The following is a 23,528-nucleotide window of genomic DNA, read 5'->3' as shown; positions in this document are numbered from 1 at the left end:
TCAGCCCTGGGCGGGCAGGCGGGACAGGCTCTCGCCGCCCGCGCGGGCGACGGCCTTCGCGATGCGCTGCGCGTCGATCGCCAGCTCGCGCAGCATCCCGCTGATCGGGTTGGTGAAGCCCGTGAAGTACAGGCCGGGGGCGCCCGAGGGGGTGCGGGCCCCGTGCACGACCGGCCGGCCCCGGCCGTCGAGGACGCCGAGGTGACCGACCAGGCCCTCCAGCGCGCGGACGTACCCCGTCGCCGCGATCACGGTGTCCGGGGAGATCCGGCCGCCGTCGGCGAGCAGCACCTTGCCGTCCTCGAACCCCTCGACGGCGGCCACCACCTCGACCCGGCCCGTGCGGACCGCGTCGATCAGGCCGACGTCCTGCACGGGGATGGCCCCCTCGGTGACCCGGCTGTAGAGCCCGGTGCCGGGGCGGGGCAGCCCGTGCGCCGACAGGTCGGGCACGCTGAGCCGCGCCATCGGCCGGGCCAGCCGGTCCACGAGCGCGACGGGCAGGCGCCGTACCAGGACGCCGGTGTACTGGGCGGCCCAGCCGGCGGTGGAGCGGCGCACGATGTGCGGGGCCGTGCGCACCGCGAGCCGGACCCGCTGCGCCCCGCTCTCCACCAGGTCCACGGCGATCTCGGCGCCGGTGTTGCCGACCCCGACGACCAGCACGTCCCGGCCCGCGTACGCGGTGCCGTTGCGGTAGGCGGAGGCGTGCAGGAACTCCCCGGTGTACGTGTCCCGGCCGGGCCAGTCGGGGACGCGCGGGGTGTGGTTGAAGCCGGTGGCGACGACCACCGCGGCGCCGGTCAGCCGCCGGCCGCCGGTGGCGTGCAGCAGCCAGCCGGTGCCGTCGGGGGAGGGCTCGACGCGCGAGACCTCGACGCCGGTGACGATCTCCAGCTCGTGGTGCTCGGCGTACTTCTCCAGGTAGCGCACCACGTCGTCGCGGGACACCCAGCGGCCGAAGCGGCGCGGCATCGACAGGCCGGGCAGCGCCGACAGGCGGCGTGTGGTGTGCAGGTGCAGCCGGTCGTAGTGCCCCCGCCAGGACGCGCCCACCCGGTCCGACTTCTCCAGCACCACGGCCCGTACGCCCTGCGCGCGCAGCGCGTACGCGGCGGCGAGCCCGCCCGGACCGCCGCCGATGACGTAGACGGGGCGGTCGGCGGGCTGCGGAGCGGGAGCGGGCCCGTCGGGAGCGGTCCCCTCGGGAGTCGTGTCGTCGGCCATGAGCGCGAGCGTAATCACGCCCCGGGTTGATGGGTCTCGGTCAAGACCACAATTGGTTGCGGATTGATCACACCTGGGGAGGGGCGGGCGGGGGGCCGCCCGGGAGCGACCGTCCGCGGGGCGTTTGAATGGCCGGATGAACACGATCCATGACGGCGGCGCGCCGCCCGTCCTGCGGGGGAACGGTCTCGTGCTCGGTGCCTGGGACGCGGAGTCGGACGCCGACGCCGAGGCGTGGTGGCGGGGTCAGGCCGACGAGGAGTTCCTGCGGTGGAACACACCGCTGAGGCCCGTGACGGACCTCGCGACCTCCCGGGAGTCCCTGCGGGGCAAGGCGTGGCAGACGGCCGAGGGCACCTCCGTGTCGTACCGGATCGCCGACGCGGAGGACGGGACGGTGCTGGGCCACGTCGGCGTCAACATGATCGACCGGGTGACGCGCAGCGGACGGGTCGGCTACTGGGTGCTGCCCGAGGCGCGCGGCCGGGGCGTGGCGAGCCGCGCCCTGACCCTGGCGGCCCGCTGGGCGCTCGGCGACGGCGGCCTGTACCGGCTGGAGTTGGGCCACGCGCTGGGCCACGCGGCGTCCTGCCGGGTCGCGGAGCGCTGCGGCTTCCCGTACGAGGGGACGCTGCGCGGCGCGATGTTCGAGGCGCACCGCCAGGACGCCTTCCGCGACGTCCACCTGCACGCCCGCCTGTCGGACGACCCGGACCAGCCGTGACCGCGGGCGGCCGGGGAGGGTTTCCGCGGTACCGCCGCCTCCCGTGCCCACCTCAGCCGCTCCGCTCCAGCGCTGCCCTCACGGCCACAGCAACCCCCGCTGCCAAGGTTCCCCCGCCTCCCGCCAGTAGCGCAGGCGTACGTGGCGGCGGTGTTCCTCGCCCTGGAAGAACTCCACCTCCTCCGGGGCCAGGTGGTACAGGGTCCAGGTCGGGGACTCGGTCTCCGGGTGGGTGCGGGCGCGGTCCCACGCGGCCTCCGACGCGGTGCGCAGGTCGTCCAGGGAGGCCAGGGGCTCGCTCTGGTGGCCGGTGAGGGCCGCGGCCAGGGCTCCGGTGGAGCGGGCGTGCAGGTCGGAGCGGGCCTCGGCGGCCGGGGCCGCGGTGACCGGGCCCCGCACCCGCACCTGGCGGCCGAGCGCCGGCCAGTAGAAGGCCAGCGCCGCGTACGGGCGGGCCGCCAGGTGCCCGCCCTTCCTGCTCGTGCGGTGGGTCGCGAAGGACCAGCCCCGCTCGTCCGCGCCGTGCAGCACCACGATCCGCACGTCGGGTCGGCCCTCTTCGTCCGCCGTCGCCAGGGACACGGCGTGCGGCTCCCGCTCACCCGCCGCCACGGCCTCGGCGAACCACGTCGTGAACAGCGCCGACGGCTCCCCGGGGGCCGCCCCCACGTCGAACGCCGGCAGGCTCGTCGCCCCCGGCGCCCACACCCGCAGCGACCTCAGCAGGCCGTCCAGGTCCCGGCCCTCGGCCGTGCCGTCCGTGGTCTCGCCGATCTCGCCGATCTCGCCCGTCTCGTCGTCCTCAGCCATGCCCTCATCGTCACACCCGCGGCCCCGCCCCGCTCACACCTGCCCCAGGTCCGAGGACACCCACCGCTCCGGGCGCAGGTGCACCACCACCTGCTCGCCGTGGTTCTTCCAGGCGAACTCCACGTACCCGTCCACCTTGTCCGCCGGCAGGTAGCGCGCCGACATCCGCCGCAGGTCCTCGATGGTCGCCGGGTCCGTCCGCAGCACCGGGCCCTCCACCGACACGTAGCGGATGGTCGGCTCCAGCCGGTCCACCATCAGCGAGAACCGCCCCGCCGCCTGGATGCGCCCGTACTTGCGCGAGTCCCGGCCCGTCATGATCCACACGTCGCCGCCGGGCTCGTACCCGTACCAGATCGGCACCGTCAGCGGTCCGCGCCCGGTCCCGCCGTCGACCGACAGCGCCGCGACGTGCGGCTCCGCCAGGAACGCCTCTCGCTCTTCACGCGTCAATGCCATCTCGTTCTCCTCCAGGGGGTCCGTCGAGCGGTCGTCCTCGCGTCCTGGGTCAACGCCGCCCGCTCCGACGCCCCTTCCCCCCGCCCCCGCCCACCGATCAGTCCCGGCCACGCACCACCGCCCCGGGCGAGCGGAACCACCCACCCGCCCGGCACCGCGCCGGGATTCACAGCGCGTGCTGCACGAGCAGCAGCGTCCCGATGCCGAGCATCGCCGCCCCCGACGTGCGGGTCACCGCCCGCGCCGCCGCCGGACGGGCGCCGAGCACCGCGCGGGCCAGGACGCCGACCGTGGCGTACACGGCGGCACAGCACGCCATGTGCAGCAGCCCGAGGACGGCCGTCTGCGCGGCCACCGGCAGGTGACCCCCGCCCCCGCCGCCACTCCCGCCCGCGCCACCGGCCCCCGCGCCCCCGGTCACCAGGAACTGCGGCAGCACCGACAGGTACAGCAGCAGCCCCTTCGGGTTCAGCCCGCTGATCGCCGCCCCGCGCAGGAACACCCGGCCCCCGCTCTCGCCCGGCAGCGCGCCGGGCCCGGACCCGCCGGGCTCCCCGGACGGCACCCCCGGCCGCCGCAGCACGCTCCAGCCCAGCCACACCAGGTACCCGGCCCCCGCCACCGTCAGCGCCGTGAGCAGCGCCGGCGAGCCCGCCACCAGGACCGCGAGCCCCGCGACGGCCAGCGCGGTGTGCACGGCGTACCCGCAGACCAGGCCGCCCACCGCGGCGGGCACCGAACGGCCCCGTACGCCCGCCGCGATCGTGTACGCCCAGTCGGCGCCCGGCACGCAGACCAGCAGCAGGTCCAGGGCGAGGAAGGAGAGGAGGGTGGTGCTGTCCATGGGGGTGACATTAGGCGCGAAGGGCGCGAAAGTGCTGCCGAAGTTTGCCCGGGCACCCCCGGTCCGGGGGAGGATCTACCGCATGGACGACGTGGACCGGAAAATCCTTGCCGAGCTCCAGCAGGACGGGCGGCTGACCGTGACCGAACTGGCCGCACGGGTGCGGCTGAGCGTCTCGCCCTGCCACCGGCGGCTGCGGGAGCTGGAGCGGTCGGGCGCGATCAGCGGGTACCGGGCGGTGGTGGAGCCGGCGTCCGTCGGGCTGACCTTCGAGGCGCTGGTCTTCGTGTCGATGCGGCAGGAGGACCGGGACACGGTCGCCGAGTTCGAGACCGCGCTGGCCGGCATCCCGCACGTGCTGGAGGCGGAGCGGCTGTTCGGGGAGCCGGACTACCTGCTCCGGGTGGCGACCGCCGACCTCGCGGCCTTCCAGCGCCTGTACGACGAGCGGCTCGCCACCCTGCCGGGCGTACAGCGGCTGACGTCCACGCTGGTGATGAAGCACGTGGTGAAGGACCGGCCCCTGCCGGCGGAGCGCACCGGGCCGTGACGGGCGGCCCCGTCCGGACGGGGAAGACGGCGAGCGGCGGCCCACTCGGGTGGACCGCCGCTCGCCAGACAGGACTTGAAATCCGGGACGACCGTCCCGGGAAAGGGGCGCGTGCGCGCCGGGGGCTACCTCGACGGCTTCTTGCCGGTGACGCCCAGGTGCACCAACAGGGCCAGGTTGGGCCGCAGTTCGGGCGGCTTGACGCCCCAGGCCGAGAAGCCCTTCTGGTGCGAGGCGACCGACGCCAGCATCGTGACCAGTGACCCGGCGATCGCGGCCGGGTTCACCTCCTTGTCGACCTTGCCCTTGGCCTGCAACTCGGCGACCGCGTCGGCCAGGGAGGAGTTCACTGCGTTCAGGATCTTCATGCGGAGCTTGTAGAAGCGCTTGTCGCCCTCGGCGGCGCCGAGGTCCACCACGCGCAGGATCGCGTCGTGCTTGCGCCAGAACTCCAGGAATCCGTCGACGAGTTCCTGCGCGGTCTGCCACCCGGCCTTGCCGACCCAGGACCGTCCCTCGAGCAGCCCGGCCAACGCCGCGCCCTCGGAGGCCATTTGGTCGGCGATCTCCAGGACGGCGCCCTCGACGTCCGGGAAGTACTGGTAGAAGGTCGCGGGCGAAGTACCGGCCTTCCGGGCGACGTCGATGACCTTGACGTCCCGGTAGGGGGAGGAGCTGAGCATCTCGCTGAGGCAGTCGAGCAGCTTCTGCCGGGTCGCCTGCCCACGCCGGCCGGCCACGCGGCCGTCGACGGTACGCACTTGTCCTGTCATGTCGTCAGCTTACCGAGGGGTGATCGGAGCGCGATTCGGCCGACTGCAAATGGGGTGCGGGGGCGATCGGCGGCGCTTGCGCTGGTCTGCGGGGTGCGCCCGCCGCCGTTACGTTGGGCGCATGGCCGAAAACAGGGCATCGGTGTACGGAGAGGGCGTCCCCTGCTGGGTGGACGCCCAGCTTCCCGACGTGGACGCGGGCAAGCGGTTTTACGGTGAGCTCTTCGGGTGGTCCTTCGAGGACGCGTACGGCGGCTCCGTGTGGGCCCGCCTCGACGGGGAGCCCGTGGCCGCGCTCGCCCGCAAGGCGGACGGCCGGATGCCCACCGTGTGGACGGTGTACTTCGCGGCCCCCGACGCGACGGCCACCGCCCGCCGGATCGACGCGGCCGGCGGCCAGGTCGTCGCGGCCCCCTTCCCGGTCGGCGACCTGGGCGCGGCGGCGCTGGTCACCGACCCCGAGGGCGCCGTCTTCGGGCTGTGGCAGGCCGGCCGCCACCCCGGCTTCGGCGCCCGGCACCGGCCCGGCGCCTTCGCCTGGGCGCAGCTGTACGCCCGGGACACCGAGCGGGCCAACGGCTTCTACGGCGGGCTCTTCCACGACGCCCTGTTCGGGCCGGACGCCGAGCCGGACTTCGGCCGGGCCCCGGTCACCGACGTCTTCCCGGCGCAGATGCCGCCGCACTTCGTCGTCCACTTCGGCGTCGAGGACTGCGAGGCGGCGCTCGGCACGGTCGGCCGGCTCGGCGGGCGGGTGCAGGCGGGGCCGTTCACCGCCTCCTACGGGACCGTCGCCGTCGTCACCGACGACCAGGGGGCGTCGTTCGCCCTGCTGGAGCGGTGACGGCCCCCGGAGCGGAGGCGGTGCCGGTGTCCCTGTCGGGTGCATTGCCCCGGTAAGGGCGGTGACACCCTGTTTCTCCCCGGGTTCGCAACCGGTGCCCCGGCCAGGAAGAATCGGGGTGCGTGCCGCCGCGGCGGTGCGGTGGTGAGACGCTGCACTTCGGTCGCGTACACATAGTGGGTGACGCGGCTCGTACGGGGAGGTGGCAGGCAAGTGGTGGATCAGCTGACGCAGCACGATCCGCGGCGGATCGGGCCGTTCGAGGTGCTGGGACGGCTGGGGGCCGGCGGCATGGGGCTGGTCTATCTCGCGCGCTCGGCGTCCGGCCGGCGGGTGGCGATCAAGACGGTCCGCACCGAGCTGGCCGAGGACCAGCTCTTCCGCGTGCGCTTCACGCGCGAGGTGGAGGCCGCCCGGGCGGTCTCCGGCTTCTACACGGCGGCCGTCGTCGACGCCGACCCCCGGGCCGCCGTGCCGTGGCTGGCCACCGCGTACGTCCCCGCGCCCTCCCTCGAGGAGATAGTGAACGAGTGCGGCCCGCTGCCGGCCCAGGCGGTGCGCTGGCTCGCGGCGGGCGTCGCCGAGGCGCTGCAGTCCATCCACGGTGCCGGGCTGGTCCACCGCGACCTCAAGCCGTCCAACGTGCTGGTGGTGGAGGACGGCCCCCGGGTGATCGACTTCGGCATCGCCTCCGGTGTGTCGAACACCCGTCTGACGATGACGAACGTCGCCGTCGGCACCCCCGCCTACATGTCCCCGGAGCAGGCCAAGGACTCCCGGAGCGTGACCGGCGCGAGCGACGTGTTCTCGCTCGGCTCGATGCTGGTCTTCGCCGCCACCGGGCACCCGCCCTTCCACGGCGCCAACCCGGTCGAGACGGTCTTCATGCTGCTGCGCGAGGGCCCCGACCTGGAGGGCCTGCCGCAGGAGCTGCGCCCGCTGATCGAGTCCTGCATGCAGATGGACCCCACGGCCCGGCCCAACCCGGCCGACCTCCAGGCGCAGCTCGCCCCGCACCTGTTCGGCTCCGGCTCCGACGACAGCGGTACGGCCTCGGCGTGGCTGCCCGAGAAGGCCGTCACCCTGATCGAGACCCGCCGCGGCGGACGCCCCTCCGTCAAGCCGGCCCCCACCGCGGGCCGCAGCGGCGGCGGCCACCGCCCGGCGGTCCCGCCCCCGCCCCCGCACGACCCGGTCGTGCCCACGCCGCACGTCCCGGTGCCCGTCGGCGCCCCCGACACCGGACCCGTCCGGCTGGCCGGCGCGGCCGTGCCGATCGGCCCGGGGCCGCGCGTCGCCGACCTGCGCGCCACGGCCGCGGTCAAGGCGCCGGTGCCCGACCCCGGCCTGGTCGCCACCTGGACCCGCCCGCGCCCCGGCGTCAACGGCGCCGACTCCGCCGTGGGGCCCGCCGTGCCCGCCGCGCCCCCGGAGACCAACGCGGGCTGGCGCCCGTGGCGGTTCCGGATGTCCAACGACGTGTGGGGCACCCCGGCCGTCGCCGACGACCTGGTCTACGTCACCTCCTTCGAGGTGCACGCCCTGGACGTGGCCACCGGCAGGCGCCGCTTCAAGACCCGCGACGTGGCCTGGTCGATGGCGGTCGCGGACGGCCGGGTCCACGCCTCGGACGGACCCACGCTGTTCGCGCTGGACGCCCGTGAGGGGCGGGACCTGTGGCGCCTGCAGACCGACGCCTGGGTGTACGCCCTCCAGGCCGACCGGGGCACCCTCGTCACCGGCACCCGCGGCGGCGGGGTCCAGGCCTGGGAGGCGTCCGGCGGCCAGAAGCTGTGGGAGATCACCGGCTGCCAGACCGACTTCGAGTCCCCCGAGGCGGGGCCGACGCTGCACGACGGCACGGTCTACGTCTGGCAGGACGCCCGCCTGCGCGCCCTGGACGCCCGCAGCGGCGAGGAGCGCTGGTCGTACCCCATCGGCGACACCGCCTCCTGCGGCGGTGTCCCGGTGCGGGTGACCCCGGCCCCGGACGGCTGCGTCTACATCAGCGCCGGCACCCGCGTGCTCGCCGTGGAAGCGGCGGGCGGCCGGGTGCGCTGGCACTTCGAGGCCCCGGCGGTCTTCCTGTCCCCGCCCGCCTTCGTGCCCGGCCCGGCCGTCACCGGCGGCGGGGTCTACCTCGCCGACTACCTCGGCACCGTGTACGCCCTGGACGCCACCGACGGCCGCGACCGCTGGCGCATCGCGACGGAGGCCCGCTCCTCCGTCGAGCCGGTGCTCGTCGCCGCCGGCCACGTCCACGTGGGCAGCGGCAAGGGCCTGTACACCCTGGACGCGGTCACCGGCACGCCCAAGTGGCGCTTCCAGTCGAGCGGCGACATCGTGGGCGCCCCGGCCGTCGCCGAGGGCCGCATCCACTTCGGCTCCACCGACCACCTGCTGTACACCCTGAAGGCCGACGACGGCCGGCTGCGCTGGAAGCTCGCCACCGGCGGCGAGATCACCGGCTCCCCGGTCGTCCGGGACGGGGTGGTGTACGCGTGCAGCAAGGACCGGTGCGTGTACGCGCTGGACGCGGAGAAGGGCACCGGGACGGCGCGCGGCGCCTGACGCACCCCGGAGGGGAAACGGAGGGGGAAAGGGGGGACGGCCGTCGCACCGGGCGCACGGAAGGGGTCCGGACGACGACCGTCGCTGTGGGGGAGCGGCGGGCGGGCCGCCCTCCTCCCAGACGCTACGCCGGGTACGGTCCGGTCGCCACGCGGTGACATGGCCGTGACAGCGCGTACCTAGGCTGGGGTCCATGGAACGACGGGGGCACACACTCAGACTCACGGCAGTGGCGGCACTGGTCGTCCTGGCCCTCACGGGCTTCTCCACCGGCCGCGGCCACGGCAGCCACCACGGCGGCGGGGGCGGCGGGTGCAGCAGCTCGCACCAGGACCACGACGGCTCGTCCACCGGCGGCGGCACGTCCGGGTCGCGCTACCACGACTACGACGATGACGACGACTCCTACGACAGCTCGTCCACCGGCGGCAGTTCCGGCAGTTCGTCGCAGTCGGCGGGCACCCTCCGGGACGCCGACGTCGAGCTCGTCGACTGCGCCACCGAGGCGATGCCGTACGCCACCGTCCGGGTCACCAACCCCAACGACCGGGGCGGTTACTTCACCGCGACCGTCGACTTCCTCGACGCCCGCTCGGAGCGGCTGGAGCGGCGCACCGCAGCCGAGTTCGTCGCCGCGCACGACACGGTGACGGTCCAGGTGGACCTGTCCGGTCCCGGTGTGGCGGCGAGGGTCGACCACTGCCTGGCCGTGCAGCACGCCACGGCCGGCTGACGCCCGCGACCCGTCCGGCCCCGGACACGCCTCGGCCGCGGTGGCTCCCCCTCGGTGCCACCGCGGCCGTTCCCCCCTCGGTGAGGTCTACTTGCCGCCGAGGTCCAGGGCCGGCGGGGCCGGCGCGTGGTTGTCCATGGTGGTGAGGGACGTGTCGGCGGACGGCGCGGGCGCGTGGTTGTCGAGGGCGACGACCGGGCCGTCCTTCGGCGGTGCGGGCGCGTGGTTGTCCAGGGTGACGATCTCCTCGTCCTGGATCTTCTTGTCTTCGCTCATGAGCCCCTCCCCGGGTCCCGTGGATCTGTGGGGCCCCTGCCCGGCAGCTCCCCCGAGGGCTGCCGGACAAGGACCGTGCGGGAGCTCACCCTATGTGGCCGAGCCCCGGCGACCCGTCTGCCCCCCGACGCGACGGATCGGTGCGCCGAGCATGACAGCGGGTCATAAACGTTCGATGAACGCCCCGTCGGGCCGCCGTCAGACGACCGGGGCGGGGGCCAGGAGCCCGCGTACGCCGTCCGCTTCGGCGGCGCCGACCTGCTCGTAGAGGGCGAGTGCCTCCCGCCAGCACGCCCGGGCCCGGTCGGCCTGGCCGAGTGCATCCAGTGAACGCCCGAGCGCGGTCAGGACGTTGGCCCGCATGCGGTCGCCGCCGATGCACCCGATCGCGAGGGCCTGTTCGGCGTGCTGGGCCGCCTTGGCGGGCTGCCGCCCGGCGAAGTGGGCCTGCGCGATGCGGAAGTGGGTGGTCCCCTCCCACAGGCGCTGGCGGTCCGTGCGGAACATCTCCAGGGCGCCGGTCAGTTCGGTCAGCGCGTCGGCCGTCCGCCCGGCCTCGGTGAGGGCCAGGCCCAGCGCGTAGCGGGCGTTGGCCAGCCGCAGGGTGAGCCCGAGGCGGTCGTAGAGGTCGATGCCCTGCTGGGCCAGGGCGATGGCCTGCGACGTGCGGCCCAGGGCGAGGTGCACGCGGGACAGGTTGCACAGGGCGCTCGCCTCCAGCGGGAGGTTGCCGTCGGCCCGGGAGCCCTCGATGGCCGAGAGCAAGTGGCCCTCGGCGTCCTCGTTGCGGCCCTGGATGAGCGCGATGATGCCCCGGTCGTTGCTGGCCCAGTACAGCGGGATGAGGTCGCCGACGGAGCCCGCGAGGGCGACGGCGCGGCAGGCCTCGTCCTCGGCGTCGTCGTAGCGGCCCGCCACCAGGTGCACGTTGGTCAGTGCCGTCCGGGCCCGGCCCTCCGCGCGCCGGTCGCCGGCCGCCGCGGCGGCGTCCCGGGCGGCCAGGGCGGCGGACTCGTACTGCTTGGAGTTGGCGCCCGACTCGCTCAGGTCCTTCGCGGCCCACAGCAGGTCCACGCCGCGGCGCAGCCGGCCGCCGGTGAGGGCCTGGCGGGCGCACGACAGCAGGCAGTTGGCCTCGGCGTAGAGCCAGTCCAGGGCCCGCTGGCGGTCGGTGAAGGCCAGACCCGGGTGGCGGGTCGGCTCCAGGTGGTCCACCAGCCGGTCCCCGGGCCGCTCCAGCGCGAACACCCCGGCCGCCGTCGCCAGGTAGAAGTCCAGCAGCCGCGACAGCGCCGACTCCCGTTCGGTGGGCGGCCATTCGTCCCGCTCCGCGCACGCACGCGCGTAGAGCCGGACCAGGTCGTGGAAGCGGTAGCGGCCGGGGGCCGCCGACTCCAGGAGGGAGGTGTCGACCAGGGACTCCAGCAGGTCCTCCGTGTCGGGCAGCGGCAGGTCCAGGACCGCCGCGGCCGCCGCGAGCGAGACGTCCGGGCCGTCCGCCAGGCCCAGCAGGCGGAACGCGCGGGCCTGGGCCGGCTCCAGCTGGCCGTAGCCGAGCTCGAACGTGGCCTTGACCGCCAGGTCCCCGGCCTGGAGCTCGTCCAGCCGGCGGCGCTCGTCGGCGAGTTTCTCCGCGAGCACCGAGACGGTCCAGGTGCGCCGCGCCGCGAGCCGGGACGCCGCGATGCGGATCGCCAGGGGCAGGAAGCCGCACGCCGCCACGACGTCCAGCGCCGCCTCCCGCTCCGAGGCGACCCGCTCCTCGCCGACGATCCTGGTGAACAGCGCCAGCGCCTCGTCCGGGGACATCACGTCGAGGTCGACCAGGTGCGCACCCGCCAGGTCCAGCATCCGCACCCGGGACGTCACCAGCGCCGCGCAGCCCGCGGTTCCCGGCAGCAGCGGTCTGACCTGGGCCGCGTCCTTGGCGTTGTCCAGCAGCACCAGGACCCGCCGGCCGTCCAGCAGCGAGCGGTACAGCGCCGCCCGCTCCTGGAGCGAGTCGGGGATCGCCGAGTCCGCCGTGCCGAGGGCCCGCAGGAACGCGCCGAGCACCGTCTCCGGCTCGGCCGACCGCTGGCCCGCGCCCTGGAGGTCGACGTACAACTGCCCGTCGGGGAAGGCCGACCGGGCCTGGTGGGCGACGTGCACCGCCAGTGTCGTCTTGCCCACGCCGCCGATGCCGGCGAGCGCGGAGACGGCCATGACGCTGCCCTCGTCGCCGGAGGCCGCCGCCAGCACCTCGCCGAGCTCCTTCACGAGCGCCGAGCGCCCCGTGAAGTCGGGGACAGTCGCCGGGAGTTGTGCGGGCCGGACGCGGAGGACGCCCGGGTCGGCCGCGGGCGCCGCCTCGGACAGCGCGGGGTCCGCCCGCAGGATCCGCTCCTGCAGCTCGCGCAGGTCCGGTCGCGGGTCCACGCCCAGCTCCTCGGCCAGCAGGCGCCGGGTGTCGGCGTACACGGCGAGCGCCTCGCCCTGCCGGCCGCTGCGGTACAGGGCGAGCATCAGCAGCTCGCGCAGCCGTTCCCGCAGCGGGTGCGCCGCGGTCAGCGCGGTCAGCTCGGAGACCGCCTCGGCGTGGCAGCCCTGCTCCAGGTCCAGGTCGAGCCGCGACTCCAGCAGCCCGAGCCGCCACTCCTCCAGGCGCACCCGCTGGGCCTGCGCGTAGGGCCCGGGCACGCCGGCCAGGGTCTCGCCGTCCCACAGCTCCAGCGCCCGGTTCAGCGCCTCGCGCGCCCGTCCCGGCTCCCCGGCCGCCCGCGCCTTCTCCGCCTCGGCCGCCAGCCGGTGCGCCCGGGCGAGGTCCAGCGCGCCGTCGGGCAGGCCGCGGATCGCGTAGCCGCCGGACTCGCTGACCAGCACGCCCGCGTCCAGGACCTTGCGCAGCCGCGAGGCGTACGTGCGGACCGCGGCCAGCGCCTGCTGCGGCGGCTCCTCGCCCCACAGCGCGTCGATCAGCTCGGCGGCCGTCGCGGTACGGCCCTCCCGCAGCAACAGAGCGGCGAGCAGGGCGCGTTGCTGCGGGGAGCCGGTGGGCAGGGGCTCATCGCCGCGCCAGGCGCGCACCGGGCCGAGCACGCCGAAGCGCGGGGCCGCCGCGGACGCGGGACGCCGCTGCTCCGGCACGCGCGCGTCACGCGGTACACGGTGGTCGTCCATCGGATCCCCCTCGGCGTCCTGACTATCGGGGTCAGTTTGCCCTGTCCATGCCGGAAACGGCAGTCGGGCGAGACGCCGATCACAGGCCGACCCGGGCCGATGCCCGGACACCTGACGGGAGTTCACACATCCGTCACAGCCTCTCCGCACGGCCGCGCCCGCCGTGCGGCGGGCGGTGGCCCGTCCGGCACGGCGGGGGAGGAGAGGGGAGGGAAGGGGCCGGGAGGGAAGGGGCCGTGGGGGTCAGGCGTCCGCCGCCACGGCGAGCCGCGGGAAGGTCACGCCGGTCAGTTCCTCGGAGACGGTCCACAGCCGGCGGGCGGTGACCGGGTCGGAGGCGGCGCGGGAGCGGCCGACCAGGGTGGGCGCGCCGCGCATCTCGAAGACGCCGTCAGGGCCGGTGTAGCTCGCGCCCGGCAGGTCCTGCACGGCGGCGTACAGGGTGGGCAGCGCGCCGGCCGCCTCGTCCTGGGCGAGGAACCGGTTGCCCGCCCGCATCGCCAGGCGGCGCAGGGGGCTGGCGTCGTGCCCCTGGAGGTTGGTGGCCGCCCAGCCGGGGTGCGCGGCCAGCGCCCGCACGGGGGAGCCCTCGGCGGTGAGGCGGCGCTGGAGTTCCAGGGTGAAGAGCAGGTTGGCGAGCTTGGACTGGCTGTAGGCGGCCATCGGCCGGTAGGCGCCGGCCAGGTCGAGGTCGTCGAAGTGGATGCGCGGGGAGCCGGGCATCCGGTGCGCGCCGGACGACACGGTCACCACGCGGTCCGTGACGTGCGGCAGGAGGAGGTTGGTGAGGGCGAAGTGCCCGAGGTGGTTGGTGCCGAACTGCATCTCGAAGCCGTCCTTGGTGCGGGCCTCGGGGATGTTCATGACGCCGGCGTTGTTGATCAGCAGGTCCAGGTCGCCGTGCCAGGCGGCGGCGAAGGCGCGCACGGAGGAGAGGTCGGCCAGGTCGAGCCGGCGGACCTCGACGCTGCCGTCGACGCGCAGGGCGGCGGCCTCCCCGCGGCGCGGGTCGCGGACGGCGAGGACGACGTGGGCGCCCGCGCGGGCCAGGGCCTGGGCGGTGGCGAGGCCGATGCCGCTGTTGCCGCCGGTGACGACGGCGGTGCGGCCGGTCTGGTCGGGGATGTCCTGGGCGGTCCAGGGACGGGCTGTGGTCTGGGGCGTGTGAGGGGCCATGACTCCAATGTAGGCGGTGTTCACAATGTAAGCAACGCCCACAATGTAAATACTGCACACAATGTCGTCGCCGCCCACATGACGCCTCCGCGCCGCCACTAAGCTGGGCGCATGACGAGCCGCCGCCCCTACCACCACGGAGACCTGCGCGCCGAGCTGCTCTCCCGAGCCGAGGAGACCCTGCGCGAACGGGGGGCGGGCGCGCTGTCGCTGCGGGAGCTGGCCCGGGACATCGGCGTCAGCCCGGCCGCCCCCAGCCGGCACTTCCGCACCAAGCAGGCCCTCCTGGACGCGCTCGCGCTGACCGGGTTCGAGCGGCTCGCGGACGTCATCGCCGCCTCGCAGCAGGACGCCGGCGCCCCGTTCCCCGAGCGGCTGGACGCCGCGGCCCGCGCCTACGTCGACTTCGCCATGACCAACGCCGCGCTGCTGGACCTGATGTTCTCGGTCAAGCACAGCGCCGACGCGGCGGAGGTCCTGGGCCGCGCCGTGCACCGCTGGTCCGACCTGCTCCTGGAGGTGATCGCCGGCGGCCAGCGCGAGGGCGAGGTCCGCCCGGGCCCGATGGAGCGCGTCGCCCTCCCCGTCTTCGCCGCCCTGCACGGCTACGCGGGCCTCGCGGTCGGCGGTTTCCTCCCCCCGGAGGCTATGGCGGACGGCCTCACCGACGTGATCGCCGCCACCCTGCGCGGCTGCGCACCCGACCCGCCCCGGGGCTGAACCCCCCGCGTTCCGGCGCAGGTCCCCGACGTTCCCGCACGCCCCGGCAGGGCACCCGGCGCGGACCGTTGGTTGAATGTGCTCCGACAGGGCGCGGCGAGAGCGGGTGGCTTCTGATGCGGGTCGTGACGTGGAACCTGTGGTGGCGCTTCGGCCCCTGGCGGGAGCGCCAGAAGGCGATCCTCGCGGTGCTGCGCGACCTGCGGCCCGACGTGGTCGGCCTGCAGGAGGTGTGGGCCGCCGACGGGGAGAACCTCGCCGCCTGGCTGGCCGACGAACTGGGCCTGCACTGCGCCTGGGCGCCCTCACCGGCCCCCGAGCGCTGGCGGCGCCGCATCGGCGACCCCGGGGTCGACATCGGCAACGCCGTCCTCAGCCGCTGGCCCGTCACCGAGCAGCGGGTGCTGCGCCTGCCGGCCCCGGACGACCTCGACGACGGCCGCCTCGCGCTCTACGCCCGGCTCGCCGCCCCCGGCCACGACGTGCCGTTCTTCACCACCCACCTGACCTCCGCCCTGCACGCCTCGGCCGTGCGCTGCGACCAGGTCAGGGCGCTCGGGGCGTTCGTCCACGAGCACCGCGGCGACACCCCGTTCCCGCCCGTCGTCACCGGCGACCTCAACGCCTGGCCCGACTCCGACGAGGTCCGCCTGCACGGCGGCTACAAGACCGCGCCCGCCGTGCCGGGCCAGGTCCTGGTCGACGCCTGGGAGTACGCCGACCCGGCGGCGCCCGCCGCGACCTGGGACCCGGCCAACCCGTACACCGCGAGCCTGCTCAAGCGCGGGGTGCGCATCGACTACATCCACGTCGGCCCGCCCGGCCCCGACGGGCTGGGCGACGTCCGGGCGGTGCGGCGCGCGGGCGACGGCCCCGTGGAGGGCGTGTGGCCCTCCGACCACGCGGCGGTCGTCGCGGACCTCGCCGACGGCTGACCTGACCCACCCTCAGTCGCGCCCGAGGAACACGGGGTTGGTGAACGCCACCAGCGCGCCCGGCACCGCCGGCACCGTCGCCGCCTGGCGGACCTCGGCGCGCACATAGGCCGCGTACGCCGGCGTCGTCCGCCACTCGACGGTGCCCGTGCCCGAGGCGGGCAGCGGACCGCCGGTGAACAGGACGCCCTGGTCGGTGACCAGGCGCACGGTGCAACCCGGGGCGCCGGACACCTCCAGGCGGACGGTCACCGGGGTGTCCCGGCCGACCGCCAGGCGCTCGCCGATCCCCGCGTGCTCACCGCGTCCGCCGCTCGCGCCGAAGGACAACGAGACGTCCCGCGACTGGGCGACGTACGACCGCCCGGCGCGCAGGCCCGCGAGGACCGCCTCCCGGGTCAGGTCGTCGGCGAGGACCACGGTCTGCGGCAGCCCGACCACGTCGGGGTCGCGGTGGGCGTCGCTGCTGCCCATCGCCGGGAGCCACCCGCGCCCGTCCCGCACCGACGCGACCAGCGTGGCGTCCCAGGCGGCCAGGGCCACCTCGTCGTCGGGCGTCCAGGGGCCGTTCCACACCTCCACCGCGTCGGCCTCGCCGAAGCCGAACTTCCAGGCGCAGCCGACGCAGGTGGCGTGCGGGTGGGCCGGGACGACCAGGCCGCCGGCCCGCCGGATCCGCTGCGCGAACCGGCCGAAGCGGTCGTCGCGGGCCCGGTAGCGCCAGTCGACGAAGGTGCCCGGGTCGGTGCCGAGGGCGACCACGTGACCGGTGCGGGTGGTGACCTCCTCGCCGAGCAGCACGAGCAGGTCGTCCCCGGCGACGTCCGCCCAATGGGCGTGCCCGGACGTCGTGTTGTGCTCGGAGGTGTTGACGAAGTCCAGCCCCGCGGCCCGCGCCAGCGCCCCGATCTCCGCAGGCGTACGACGCCCGTCGGAGTACACGGAGTGCAGGTGGCAGTCACCCCGGTACCAGGCCCGCCCCCGCCCCCGGGCCCGCTCCGGCGGGTACACCGGGCGCGCGGCGGCGCCGGGTTCGCCGTAGGAGAGCGTGACGGTGAGCTCGTACGCCAGCCCCTGCGGGGCCACGGTGTACGGGCCGAGGGCGACGTGCCAGGTGCCGGGCCGCACCGGTCCCGGGAGGTAGCCGGGGGTGGCGTCGTCGGCGCGCACGAAGAACTCGCTGCGCGCCCCGCCCGACCAGCCGCGGAAGCCCCGGCCGCCGAGATCGGTGCCGCGCTCGTCGAACAGGCCGATGTCGAGGGCGTTGCCGGCGGTGCCGGCCGGGACGGCGGGCCGGTCGTAGGCGTACGACACCCGCAGCTCCCGCACGCCCCGGGGCACCTCCACCGGCACGTACACGAAGTCGGGTGAGCCGGTGGGGAGCGTGCCCCGCACGGTCCTCGTCTCCCGGTCCGCGCCGCCGGCGGCGGCGAATCCCACCCCCGCCACCGTGACCGCGGCGGCGGCCCCGGTCACGAACAACCCACGCCTGCCGATGTCCCGAGCGTCCTCGCGCATACCCGCCAGTCTCGCGGACTGACGTGAACTCCCGTGAGCCGCAAGGGAATCGGCGCAAGGCAATAAATATGGCCGAACGGATGCCGACCGGTCGGTATGGACAGACGCCCTCCTCGCCGGTACAGATGAACCCGACACGCAGGCCACCGAGGGCCCACGAAAGGCAGAGCCGCATGCGCATCGCCGTCACAATCTTCCTCACCGACGAGACGATCACCCCCGTCCGCCTCGCCCGTGAGCTGGAGCAGCGCGGGTTCGCCGGGCTGTACCTGCCCGAGCACACCCACATCCCCGTCGAGCGCACCACGCCCTACCCGGCGGGCGGCGACCTGCCCCGCGAGTACGGCCGCACCCTCGACCCCTTCGTCGCCCTCGGCCAGGCCGCCGCCGTCACCGAACGGCTCGGCCTGGGCACCGGCATCACCCTGGTCGCCCAGCACGACCCCATCGACCTCGCCAAGCAGATCGCCACGCTGGACCACCTCTCCGGCGGCCGGTTCACCCTCGGCCTGGGCTTCGGCTGGAACGTCGAGGAGGCCGACGACCACGGCGTGCGGTGGGGGACGCGCCGCGAACTGGTCCGGGACCGGATGGCCCTCATGCGCGCCCTGTGGTCGGAGGAACCCATCGCCCACCAGGGCGAGTTCGGCGCGGTACGGGCCTCCTTCGCCCACCCCAAGCCCGTACAGCAGCCCCGCGGCCCGGTGACCGGCCCGCGCACCCTGGTCGGCGGCGCGGCGGGCCCCAAGCTGTTCGCCCACATCGCCGAGTACGCCGACGGCTGGCTCCCGATCGGCGGCCGTGGCCTCACCGAGTCGGTCCCGCGCCTGCGCGAGACCTGGACGGACGCCGGCCGCGACCCCGCCACTCTCCAGATCGTCCCGTACGCGGTCACCCCCACCCCCGGCAAACTCACCCACTACGCGGACCTGGGCATCGAGGAGGTCGTCGTCCAACTCCCGCCGGAGGGAGAGAGGGAGGTCCTGCACAAGCTGGACGAATACGCCGAGTACGTGTGAGCGGACGTGTCTTAGGGGCGCGGGGAACTGCGCAAAGAACGACGACGACCGGCACCGGACAACGCACACCAGCCCACCCCTCAAGGGGTGCGGGGAACTGCGCGAAAGACACCACGCACCCGCACCCGACCACGCACCCCCATCCCGCCCGCCCCCGTTCCCGGCTGACCCCGCAGAGCGCTCCGTATGCTCGAAGGATGACGACTCCCGCGACCCCCGGAACCGGCCCCACCGAGAACTCCCTGCGTCGCGCCCTCAAACGTGCCCGGGACGGCGTCGCCCTCGACGTCTCCGAGGCCGCCGTCCTGCTCCAGGCCCGCGGTGAGCACCTGGAGGACCTGACCGCGTCCGCCGCCCGCGTCCGCGACGCGGGCCTGGACGCGGCCGGCCGGCCGGGCGTCATCACCTACTCCAAGAGCGTGTTCGTCCCGCTCACCCGGCTGTGCCGGGACAAGTGCCACTACTGCACGTTCGTCACCGTCCCCGGCAAGCTGCGCCGCGCCGGGCACGGCATGTTCCTGTCCCCGGACGAGGTGCTGGACATCGCCCGCAAGGGCGCCGCCCTCGGCTGCAAGGAAGCCCTCATCACCCTCGGCGACAAGCCCGAGGACCGCTGGCCGGAGGCGCGCGAGTGGCTCGACGCGCACGGTTACGACGACACGATCGCCTACGTCCGCGCCATCTCGATCCGCATCCTGGAGGAGACGGGCCTGCTGCCCCACCTCAACCCGGGCGTGCTGAGCTGGACGGACTTCCAGCGGCTCAAGCCGGTCGCGCCGTCGATGGGCATGATGCTGGAGACCACCGCCACCCGCCTGTGGTCCGAGCCCGGCGGCCCCCACTACGGCTCCCCGGACAAGGAACCCGCCGTACGGCTGCGGGTGCTGGAGGACGCGGGCCGCTCCTCGGTCCCCTTCACCTCGGGCCTGCTCATCGGCATCGGCGAGACCTACGAGGAGCGCGCGGAGTCGCTGTTCGCGCTGCGCAAGGTCGCCCGCGCCCACCACGGCATCCAGGAGCTGATCATCCAGAACTTCCGCGCCAAGCCGGACACGGCGATGCGCGGGATGCCGGACGCCGAACTGGACGAACTGGTCGCCACGGTCGCGGTGGCCCGGCACATCATGGGCCCGAGCGCCTGCCTGCAGGCCCCGCCGAACCTGGTCGACGGGGAGTACGGGCGGCTGATCGGCGCGGGCATCGACGACTGGGGCGGGGTGTCCCCGCTGACCATCGACCACGTCAACCCCGAGCGCCCCTGGCCGCAGATCGAGGAGCTCACCGAACGCTCCCGCGCGGCCGGCTTCGAGCTGCGCGAACGGCTGTGCGTGTACCCGGAGTTCGTCCGGCGCGGCGAGCCCTGGCTGGACCCGCGGCTGCTGCCGCACGTGCGGGCGCTCGCCGACCCGCAGACCGGGCTCGCCCGGGAGGACGCCGTGGTGGAGGGCCGCCCGTGGCAGGAGCCGGAGGAGGTCTTCACCCCGACCGGCCGCACCGACCTGCACGCGTCCATCGACACCGAGGGCCGCACCTCCGACCGGCGCGAGGACTTCGACGAGGTGTACGGCGACTGGGACGCGCTGCGCGAGGCGGCCGCGCCCGGGATGGTTCCCGAGCGCATCGACACCGACGTGCGCCAGGCCCTGGCGACCGCGGCCGACGACCCGACGAAGCTCACCGACGCCGAGGCGCTGGCGCTGCTGCACGCCGACGGCCCGGCCCTCGACGCGCTGGCCCGGATCGCCGACGACGTCCGCCGGTCGGCCGTCGGGGACGAGGTGACGTACATCGTCACCCGGAACATCAACTTCACCAACGTCTGCTACACCGGCTGCCGTTTCTGCGCGTTCGCGCAGCGCCGCACCGACGCCGACGCCTACACGCTGTCGCTGGAGCAGGTCGCCGACCGCGCCCAGCAGGCGTGGGAGGTGGGCGCGGTGGAGGTGTGCATGCAGGGCGGCATCCACCCCGACCTGCCCGGCACGGCGTACTTCGACATCGCCCGGGCGGTCAAGGAGCGCGTCCCCGGGATGCACGTGCACGCCTTCTCGCCGATGGAGGTGGTCAACGGCGCGACCCGTACCGGCCTGTCGATCCGCGAGTGGCTGACCGCCGCCAAGGAGGCCGGCCTGGACACCATCCCCGGCACGGCGGCGGAGATCCTCGACGACGAGGTCCGCTGGGTCCTCACCAAGGGCAAGCTGCCGGCGGCCACCTGGATCGAGGTGGTGGAGACGGCGCACGAGCTGGGCATCCGCTCGTCGTCGACGATGATGTACGGCCACGTCGACCAGCCCCGCCACTGGCTCGGCCACCTGCGCACCCTCGCCGCCCTCCAGCAGCGCACCGGCGGCTTCACGGAGTTCGTGACGCTTCCGTTCATCCACACCAACGCCCCGGTCTACCTGGCCGGGATCGCCCGCCCCGGCCCGTCGATGCGCGACAACCGGGCGGTCACGGCGATGGCGCGGCTGCTGCTGCACCCCTGGATCCCCAACATCCAGACGAGCTGGGTGAAGCTGGGCACCGAGGGCGCGGCGGAGATGCTGCGCTCGGGCGCCAACGACCTGGGCGGCACGCTCATGGAGGAGACGATCTCGCGCATGGCGGGCTCCTCCTACGGCTCCTACAAGTCGGTCAAGGACCTGATCGCGGTCGCCGAGGCGGCGGGCCGCCCGGCCCGGCCCCGCACGACGGTGTACGGGGAGGTCCCCGAGGAGCGCGTGCGGGCGGCCGAGGCGTCCGACGGCCACCTGCCGGACCTGTTGCCGGTCCTGGACTGAGTACGATGATCCGACCCCCGGCATCGGGGGCTGGAGACTGAGGAGATGGGTGCCCGTGCCTGCCCGACGGCTTCCCTCGTGGGCCTGGGTGACCGGCCTGACGACCGGCGCGATCGTCGCGGTCGTGGCCCTGGCGGTACAGGCCGACGGGGGCACGCACCCGTCGGCCGCGGCGGGCGCCCGCCCGCACGCCTCGGCGTCGGCCACCCCCGAGCCGAAGCCGACCCCGAGCGCCATCACGTCGGCGGAGGTCCCGGACGGCTCGGGCACGGGCCGCCGCATCGTCTACTCGCTGGACCAGGACCGGGTCTGGCTGGTCGACGCCGACGACCGGGCCCGGTCCACCTTCACGGTGTGGCCCGGCACGGTCGACCCCAAGCCCGGCAGCTACACGATCTCCCTGCGCAAGGACGCCACCACCGGCTCCGACGGCGTCGACATCGAGCACATCGTCTACTTCACGGTGTCGTCCGGCGTGAACATCGCCTTCTCCAACGCTGTCGACGGCTCCTCCCCGCCGCCCGCCTCCGGCACCCCCACGGGCGGCATCCGCCTGCACAAGGCGGACGGCACCGCCCTGTGGGCCTTCGGCGCGACGGGGACGAACGTCAGGGTCGTGCCGTAGCCGGCTCCTCGCGGGTCGTCAGCTGCACGACGAGCAGCACCAGGCCGCTCAGCGTGAACACCCGGGTCGCGGCGTCCAGGCCGTTCCAGTCCTTGGACTGCCACATGGCGAACCACTCGCCGCCGACGGCTATGAACCCGGCCCCGAACAGCAGCATCACCATCAGCAGGCCGTACGTGGAGAGGGTGCGGGCGCGGGGGGTGTCGCGGCGGACCCACAGCCAGGTGGCGGCCAGCAGCACCAGCGCGGCGGCGGTCTCCCAGGCGATGATCAGCACGTAGGCGGTGTCCTGGAGCGCCCTGCCGGTGATCGCCCGCCACATCAGGTCGTCGTCCTCGAAGGTGGTGTCCATGGCCAGGACGTGCCGCACGAACTGCTGGTTGGTGCCGAAGTCGGTGATGTTCCCGAAGGCGACCAGCGCCATGTAGAGGGCGACCGTGGCCGTGAGCGCGGTGGCGGTGACGGTCAGGGGGCGTGCGCCGCGCGCGGCGGGTGCGCTGGATTTGATCATGGGGAGGTCATTCCCAGCCCACACGTCCGTCTCCCGTGCGGATTGAGCCAGATCCATGTCGGGTGCACCTCAACTCCACGTTCACGGTCGATTACAGTGGCGAACCGTCGTACGTGCGAACGGGGCCCGGGAGGACGTGGTGAGTGCGACAGCGGGTCCCGTCTGGGGCCGCAGCGAGCAGCAGGACTTCCGCAGCCGGGTGCGCGGCACGCTGCTGGGCGCGGCCGTCGGCGACGCGCTCGGCGCCCCCGTCGACGCCCTGTCGGCCGAGGAGATCCAGGCCGCACACGGCCCCGACGGCGTGGCCGACCTGCTCCCCGCCCACGGGCGGCGCGGCACGATCACCCACCTCACCCAGCTGACCCTGTTCACCGTCGACGGCCTGATCCGGGCCCAGGTCCGCCGCGACACCGGCGCCTGGCACCCGCCGACCGACCTGCACCGCGCCTACCTGCGCTGGGCCGCCACCCAGCGCGACTGGGGCCCCGACGAGCGGCGCGCGGAGGACGGCTGGCTGGCCCGCGAGGAGTGGCTGTACGCCCGCCGCGAGCCCACCCGCGCCCTGCTCATGGGCCTCGGTGACACCACCATGGGCACCCTCGACGCGCCCAAGAACCCCGCCGCCGCCGGCCCCGAGGTGGTCCCGCGCTCCGCTCCCTTCGGGCTGCTCGTCGGCTGGGAGCCCCAGCTCGTCGCCCAGCTCGCCGTCGAGTGCGCCGCGCAGACCCACGGCCACCCGGCGGCCTGCCTCACGGCGGGCGCGTACGCCCTGGTCGTCCACGCCCTGGCGCGCGGCGACAGCCTCGACGGGGCCGTGCAGCGCGCCCTCGCGCTGATGGCGGCCCGGCCCGGCCACGAGCCGGTGACCGACGCCCTCCAGCGCGCCCTCGGCACCGTCCGCCAGGGCCTGCCCACCCCGGCCCGGGTCGAGGAACTGGCCGGCGCCGAGCGCCGCGCCCCCGGCGCGCTCGCCGCCGCCGTCTACTGCGCCCTGGTCGCCGAGGACGTACGGCACGGACTGCGCCTCGCGGTCGGCCACGGCGCCGCCTCCGCCGCGGTCGGCGCGCTGACCGGCGGACTGCTCGGCGCCCTGCACGGCGAGACGGCCCTCCCGCCGGCCTGGCTGGCCGAGCTGGAGGGCCGTCCGACGATCCTGGAACTGGCCGACGACTTCGCCATGGAGATGACCCAGGGCCCGGCCCTGCACGGCCCCGCCGGCGCGTCCCCGGGCTGGCTGGCCCGCTACCCGCGGGCCGTGTAGCGGGCCGGGC

At 74.9% G+C, this 23,528-nt stretch carries 21 protein-coding genes; 11 read left to right on the top strand and 10 right to left on the bottom strand.

The window, feature by feature from the left end; genetic code table 11:
• Positions 1-1,227: a flavin-containing monooxygenase gene (locus AQJ30_RS16740; protein ID WP_067234194.1), complete on the bottom strand. Its 1,227-nt coding sequence runs from the start codon at positions 1,225-1,227 to the stop codon at positions 1-3.
• 136 nt (positions 1,228-1,363) lie between these two features.
• On the opposite strand from AQJ30_RS16740, the gene AQJ30_RS16735 reads away from it, so the two are divergent.
• Entirely contained in the window at positions 1,364-1,951 is a 588-nt protein-coding gene (locus AQJ30_RS16735; RefSeq protein ID WP_067234191.1) for a GNAT family N-acetyltransferase, read from the top strand.
• A gap of 78 nt (positions 1,952-2,029) precedes the next feature.
• Here AQJ30_RS16735 and AQJ30_RS16730 read toward each other — a convergent pair whose 3' ends face one another.
• The 3 genes from AQJ30_RS16730 to AQJ30_RS16720 all read right to left on the bottom strand — a co-directional run bounded on the left by AQJ30_RS16730 (position 2,030) and on the right by AQJ30_RS16720 (position 4,064).
• Positions 2,030-2,761, bottom strand: a complete 732-nt coding sequence (locus AQJ30_RS16730) for a pyridoxine/pyridoxamine 5'-phosphate oxidase (RefSeq protein WP_079084088.1) — start codon at positions 2,759-2,761, stop codon at positions 2,030-2,032.
• A gap of 33 nt (positions 2,762-2,794) precedes the next feature.
• On the bottom strand, positions 2,795-3,220 hold the full coding sequence (locus AQJ30_RS16725; protein ID WP_067234188.1) for a pyridoxamine 5'-phosphate oxidase family protein: 426 nt from the start codon (positions 3,218-3,220) through the stop codon (positions 2,795-2,797).
• Positions 3,221-3,386: 166 nt separating this feature from the next.
• Complete coding sequence (locus AQJ30_RS16720) at positions 3,387-4,064, bottom strand: LysE family translocator (RefSeq protein WP_067234187.1); 678 nt, start codon at positions 4,062-4,064, stop codon at positions 3,387-3,389.
• Positions 4,065-4,146: 82 nt separating this feature from the next.
• Between AQJ30_RS16720 and AQJ30_RS16715 the strand changes: the two genes are divergently transcribed.
• Entirely contained in the window at positions 4,147-4,614 is a 468-nt protein-coding gene (locus AQJ30_RS16715; RefSeq protein ID WP_067234184.1) for an Lrp/AsnC family transcriptional regulator, read from the top strand.
• A gap of 125 nt (positions 4,615-4,739) precedes the next feature.
• Here the strand turns inward: AQJ30_RS16715 and AQJ30_RS16710 are convergent, their stop codons facing one another.
• Positions 4,740-5,375 (bottom strand): TetR family transcriptional regulator, encoded by a 636-nt coding sequence (locus tag AQJ30_RS16710; protein WP_067234182.1) that lies wholly within the window; start codon positions 5,373-5,375, stop codon positions 4,740-4,742.
• A gap of 133 nt (positions 5,376-5,508) precedes the next feature.
• Here AQJ30_RS16710 and kbpA point away from each other — a divergent pair, with 133 nt between their 5' ends.
• The 3 genes from kbpA to AQJ30_RS16695 all read left to right on the top strand — a co-directional run bounded on the left by kbpA (position 5,509) and on the right by AQJ30_RS16695 (position 9,535).
• Positions 5,509-6,231 carry an AfsK-binding protein KbpA gene (kbpA, locus tag AQJ30_RS16705; protein WP_079084087.1) on the top strand — a complete coding sequence of 241 codons (723 nt, stop codon included), beginning with the start codon at positions 5,509-5,511 and terminating at the stop codon, positions 6,229-6,231.
• 213 nt (positions 6,232-6,444) lie between these two features.
• A complete protein-coding gene (gene afsK, locus AQJ30_RS16700) occupies positions 6,445-8,802 on the top strand; it encodes a protein serine/threonine kinase AfsK (protein ID WP_067234177.1) in 2,358 nt (785 codons plus the stop codon).
• Between the two features lie 229 nt (positions 8,803-9,031).
• Positions 9,032-9,535, top strand: coding sequence for a hypothetical protein (locus AQJ30_RS16695; protein WP_342671630.1), 504 nt, complete (start codon positions 9,032-9,034; stop codon positions 9,533-9,535).
• Between the two features lie 87 nt (positions 9,536-9,622).
• Here the strand turns inward: AQJ30_RS16695 and afsS are convergent, their stop codons facing one another.
• From afsS to AQJ30_RS16680, 3 genes are all read right to left on the bottom strand, one after another.
• Positions 9,623-9,811, bottom strand: coding sequence for a regulatory protein AfsS (gene afsS / locus AQJ30_RS16690; protein WP_067234171.1), 189 nt, complete (start codon positions 9,809-9,811; stop codon positions 9,623-9,625).
• Between the two features lie 198 nt (positions 9,812-10,009).
• Positions 10,010-12,970 (bottom strand): SARP-family global regulator AfsR, encoded by a 2,961-nt coding sequence (gene afsR, locus AQJ30_RS16685; RefSeq protein ID WP_067234168.1) that lies wholly within the window; start codon positions 12,968-12,970, stop codon positions 10,010-10,012.
• A gap of 243 nt (positions 12,971-13,213) precedes the next feature.
• Positions 13,214-14,146 (bottom strand): oxidoreductase, encoded by a 933-nt coding sequence (locus AQJ30_RS16680; protein ID WP_067234166.1) that lies wholly within the window; start codon positions 14,144-14,146, stop codon positions 13,214-13,216.
• 111 nt (positions 14,147-14,257) lie between these two features.
• On the opposite strand from AQJ30_RS16680, the gene AQJ30_RS16675 reads away from it, so the two are divergent.
• Positions 14,258-14,866 (top strand): TetR/AcrR family transcriptional regulator, encoded by a 609-nt coding sequence (locus AQJ30_RS16675; protein WP_067234161.1) that lies wholly within the window; start codon positions 14,258-14,260, stop codon positions 14,864-14,866.
• A gap of 116 nt (positions 14,867-14,982) precedes the next feature.
• Positions 14,983-15,801 (top strand): endonuclease/exonuclease/phosphatase family protein, encoded by an 819-nt coding sequence (locus AQJ30_RS16670; protein WP_067234159.1) that lies wholly within the window; start codon positions 14,983-14,985, stop codon positions 15,799-15,801.
• Positions 15,802-15,813: 12 nt separating this feature from the next.
• Here the strand turns inward: AQJ30_RS16670 and AQJ30_RS16665 are convergent, their stop codons facing one another.
• Positions 15,814-17,319, bottom strand: a complete 1,506-nt coding sequence (locus AQJ30_RS16665; protein ID WP_067234156.1) for a CehA/McbA family metallohydrolase — start codon at positions 17,317-17,319, stop codon at positions 15,814-15,816.
• A 173-nt stretch (positions 17,320-17,492) separates the two neighbouring features.
• On the opposite strand from AQJ30_RS16665, the gene AQJ30_RS16660 reads away from it, so the two are divergent.
• The 3 genes from AQJ30_RS16660 to AQJ30_RS16650 all read left to right on the top strand — a co-directional run bounded on the left by AQJ30_RS16660 (position 17,493) and on the right by AQJ30_RS16650 (position 21,746).
• Positions 17,493-18,338, top strand: a complete 846-nt coding sequence (locus AQJ30_RS16660) for an LLM class F420-dependent oxidoreductase (protein ID WP_067234154.1) — start codon at positions 17,493-17,495, stop codon at positions 18,336-18,338.
• Between the two features lie 197 nt (positions 18,339-18,535).
• Complete coding sequence (locus AQJ30_RS16655; protein WP_067234152.1) at positions 18,536-21,121, top strand: bifunctional FO biosynthesis protein CofGH; 2,586 nt, start codon at positions 18,536-18,538, stop codon at positions 21,119-21,121.
• Positions 21,122-21,170: 49 nt separating this feature from the next.
• A complete protein-coding gene (locus tag AQJ30_RS16650; protein ID WP_211278997.1) occupies positions 21,171-21,746 on the top strand; it encodes a hypothetical protein in 576 nt (191 codons plus the stop codon).
• On the opposite strand, the gene AQJ30_RS16645 is transcribed toward AQJ30_RS16650, so the two are convergent.
• The gene (locus AQJ30_RS16645; protein WP_067234149.1) at positions 21,730-22,257 is read right to left on the bottom strand and encodes a DUF2165 domain-containing protein; all 528 of its coding nucleotides are present in this window, start codon (positions 22,255-22,257) and stop codon (positions 21,730-21,732) included. The genes AQJ30_RS16650 and AQJ30_RS16645 overlap by 17 nt on opposite strands.
• Before the next feature lie 139 nt (positions 22,258-22,396).
• On the opposite strand from AQJ30_RS16645, the gene AQJ30_RS16640 reads away from it, so the two are divergent.
• A complete protein-coding gene (locus AQJ30_RS16640; protein ID WP_067234147.1) occupies positions 22,397-23,518 on the top strand; it encodes an ADP-ribosylglycohydrolase family protein in 1,122 nt (373 codons plus the stop codon).
• The last annotated feature ends 10 nt before the right edge of the window (positions 23,519-23,528 follow it).

The organism is Streptomyces longwoodensis (assembly GCF_001514125.1).
Lineage (GTDB): Bacteria > Actinomycetota > Actinomycetes > Streptomycetales > Streptomycetaceae > Streptomyces > Streptomyces longwoodensis.
Note: the sequence above shows the minus strand (reverse complement) of the source record. Positions and strands in the feature narration are given on the sequence as shown.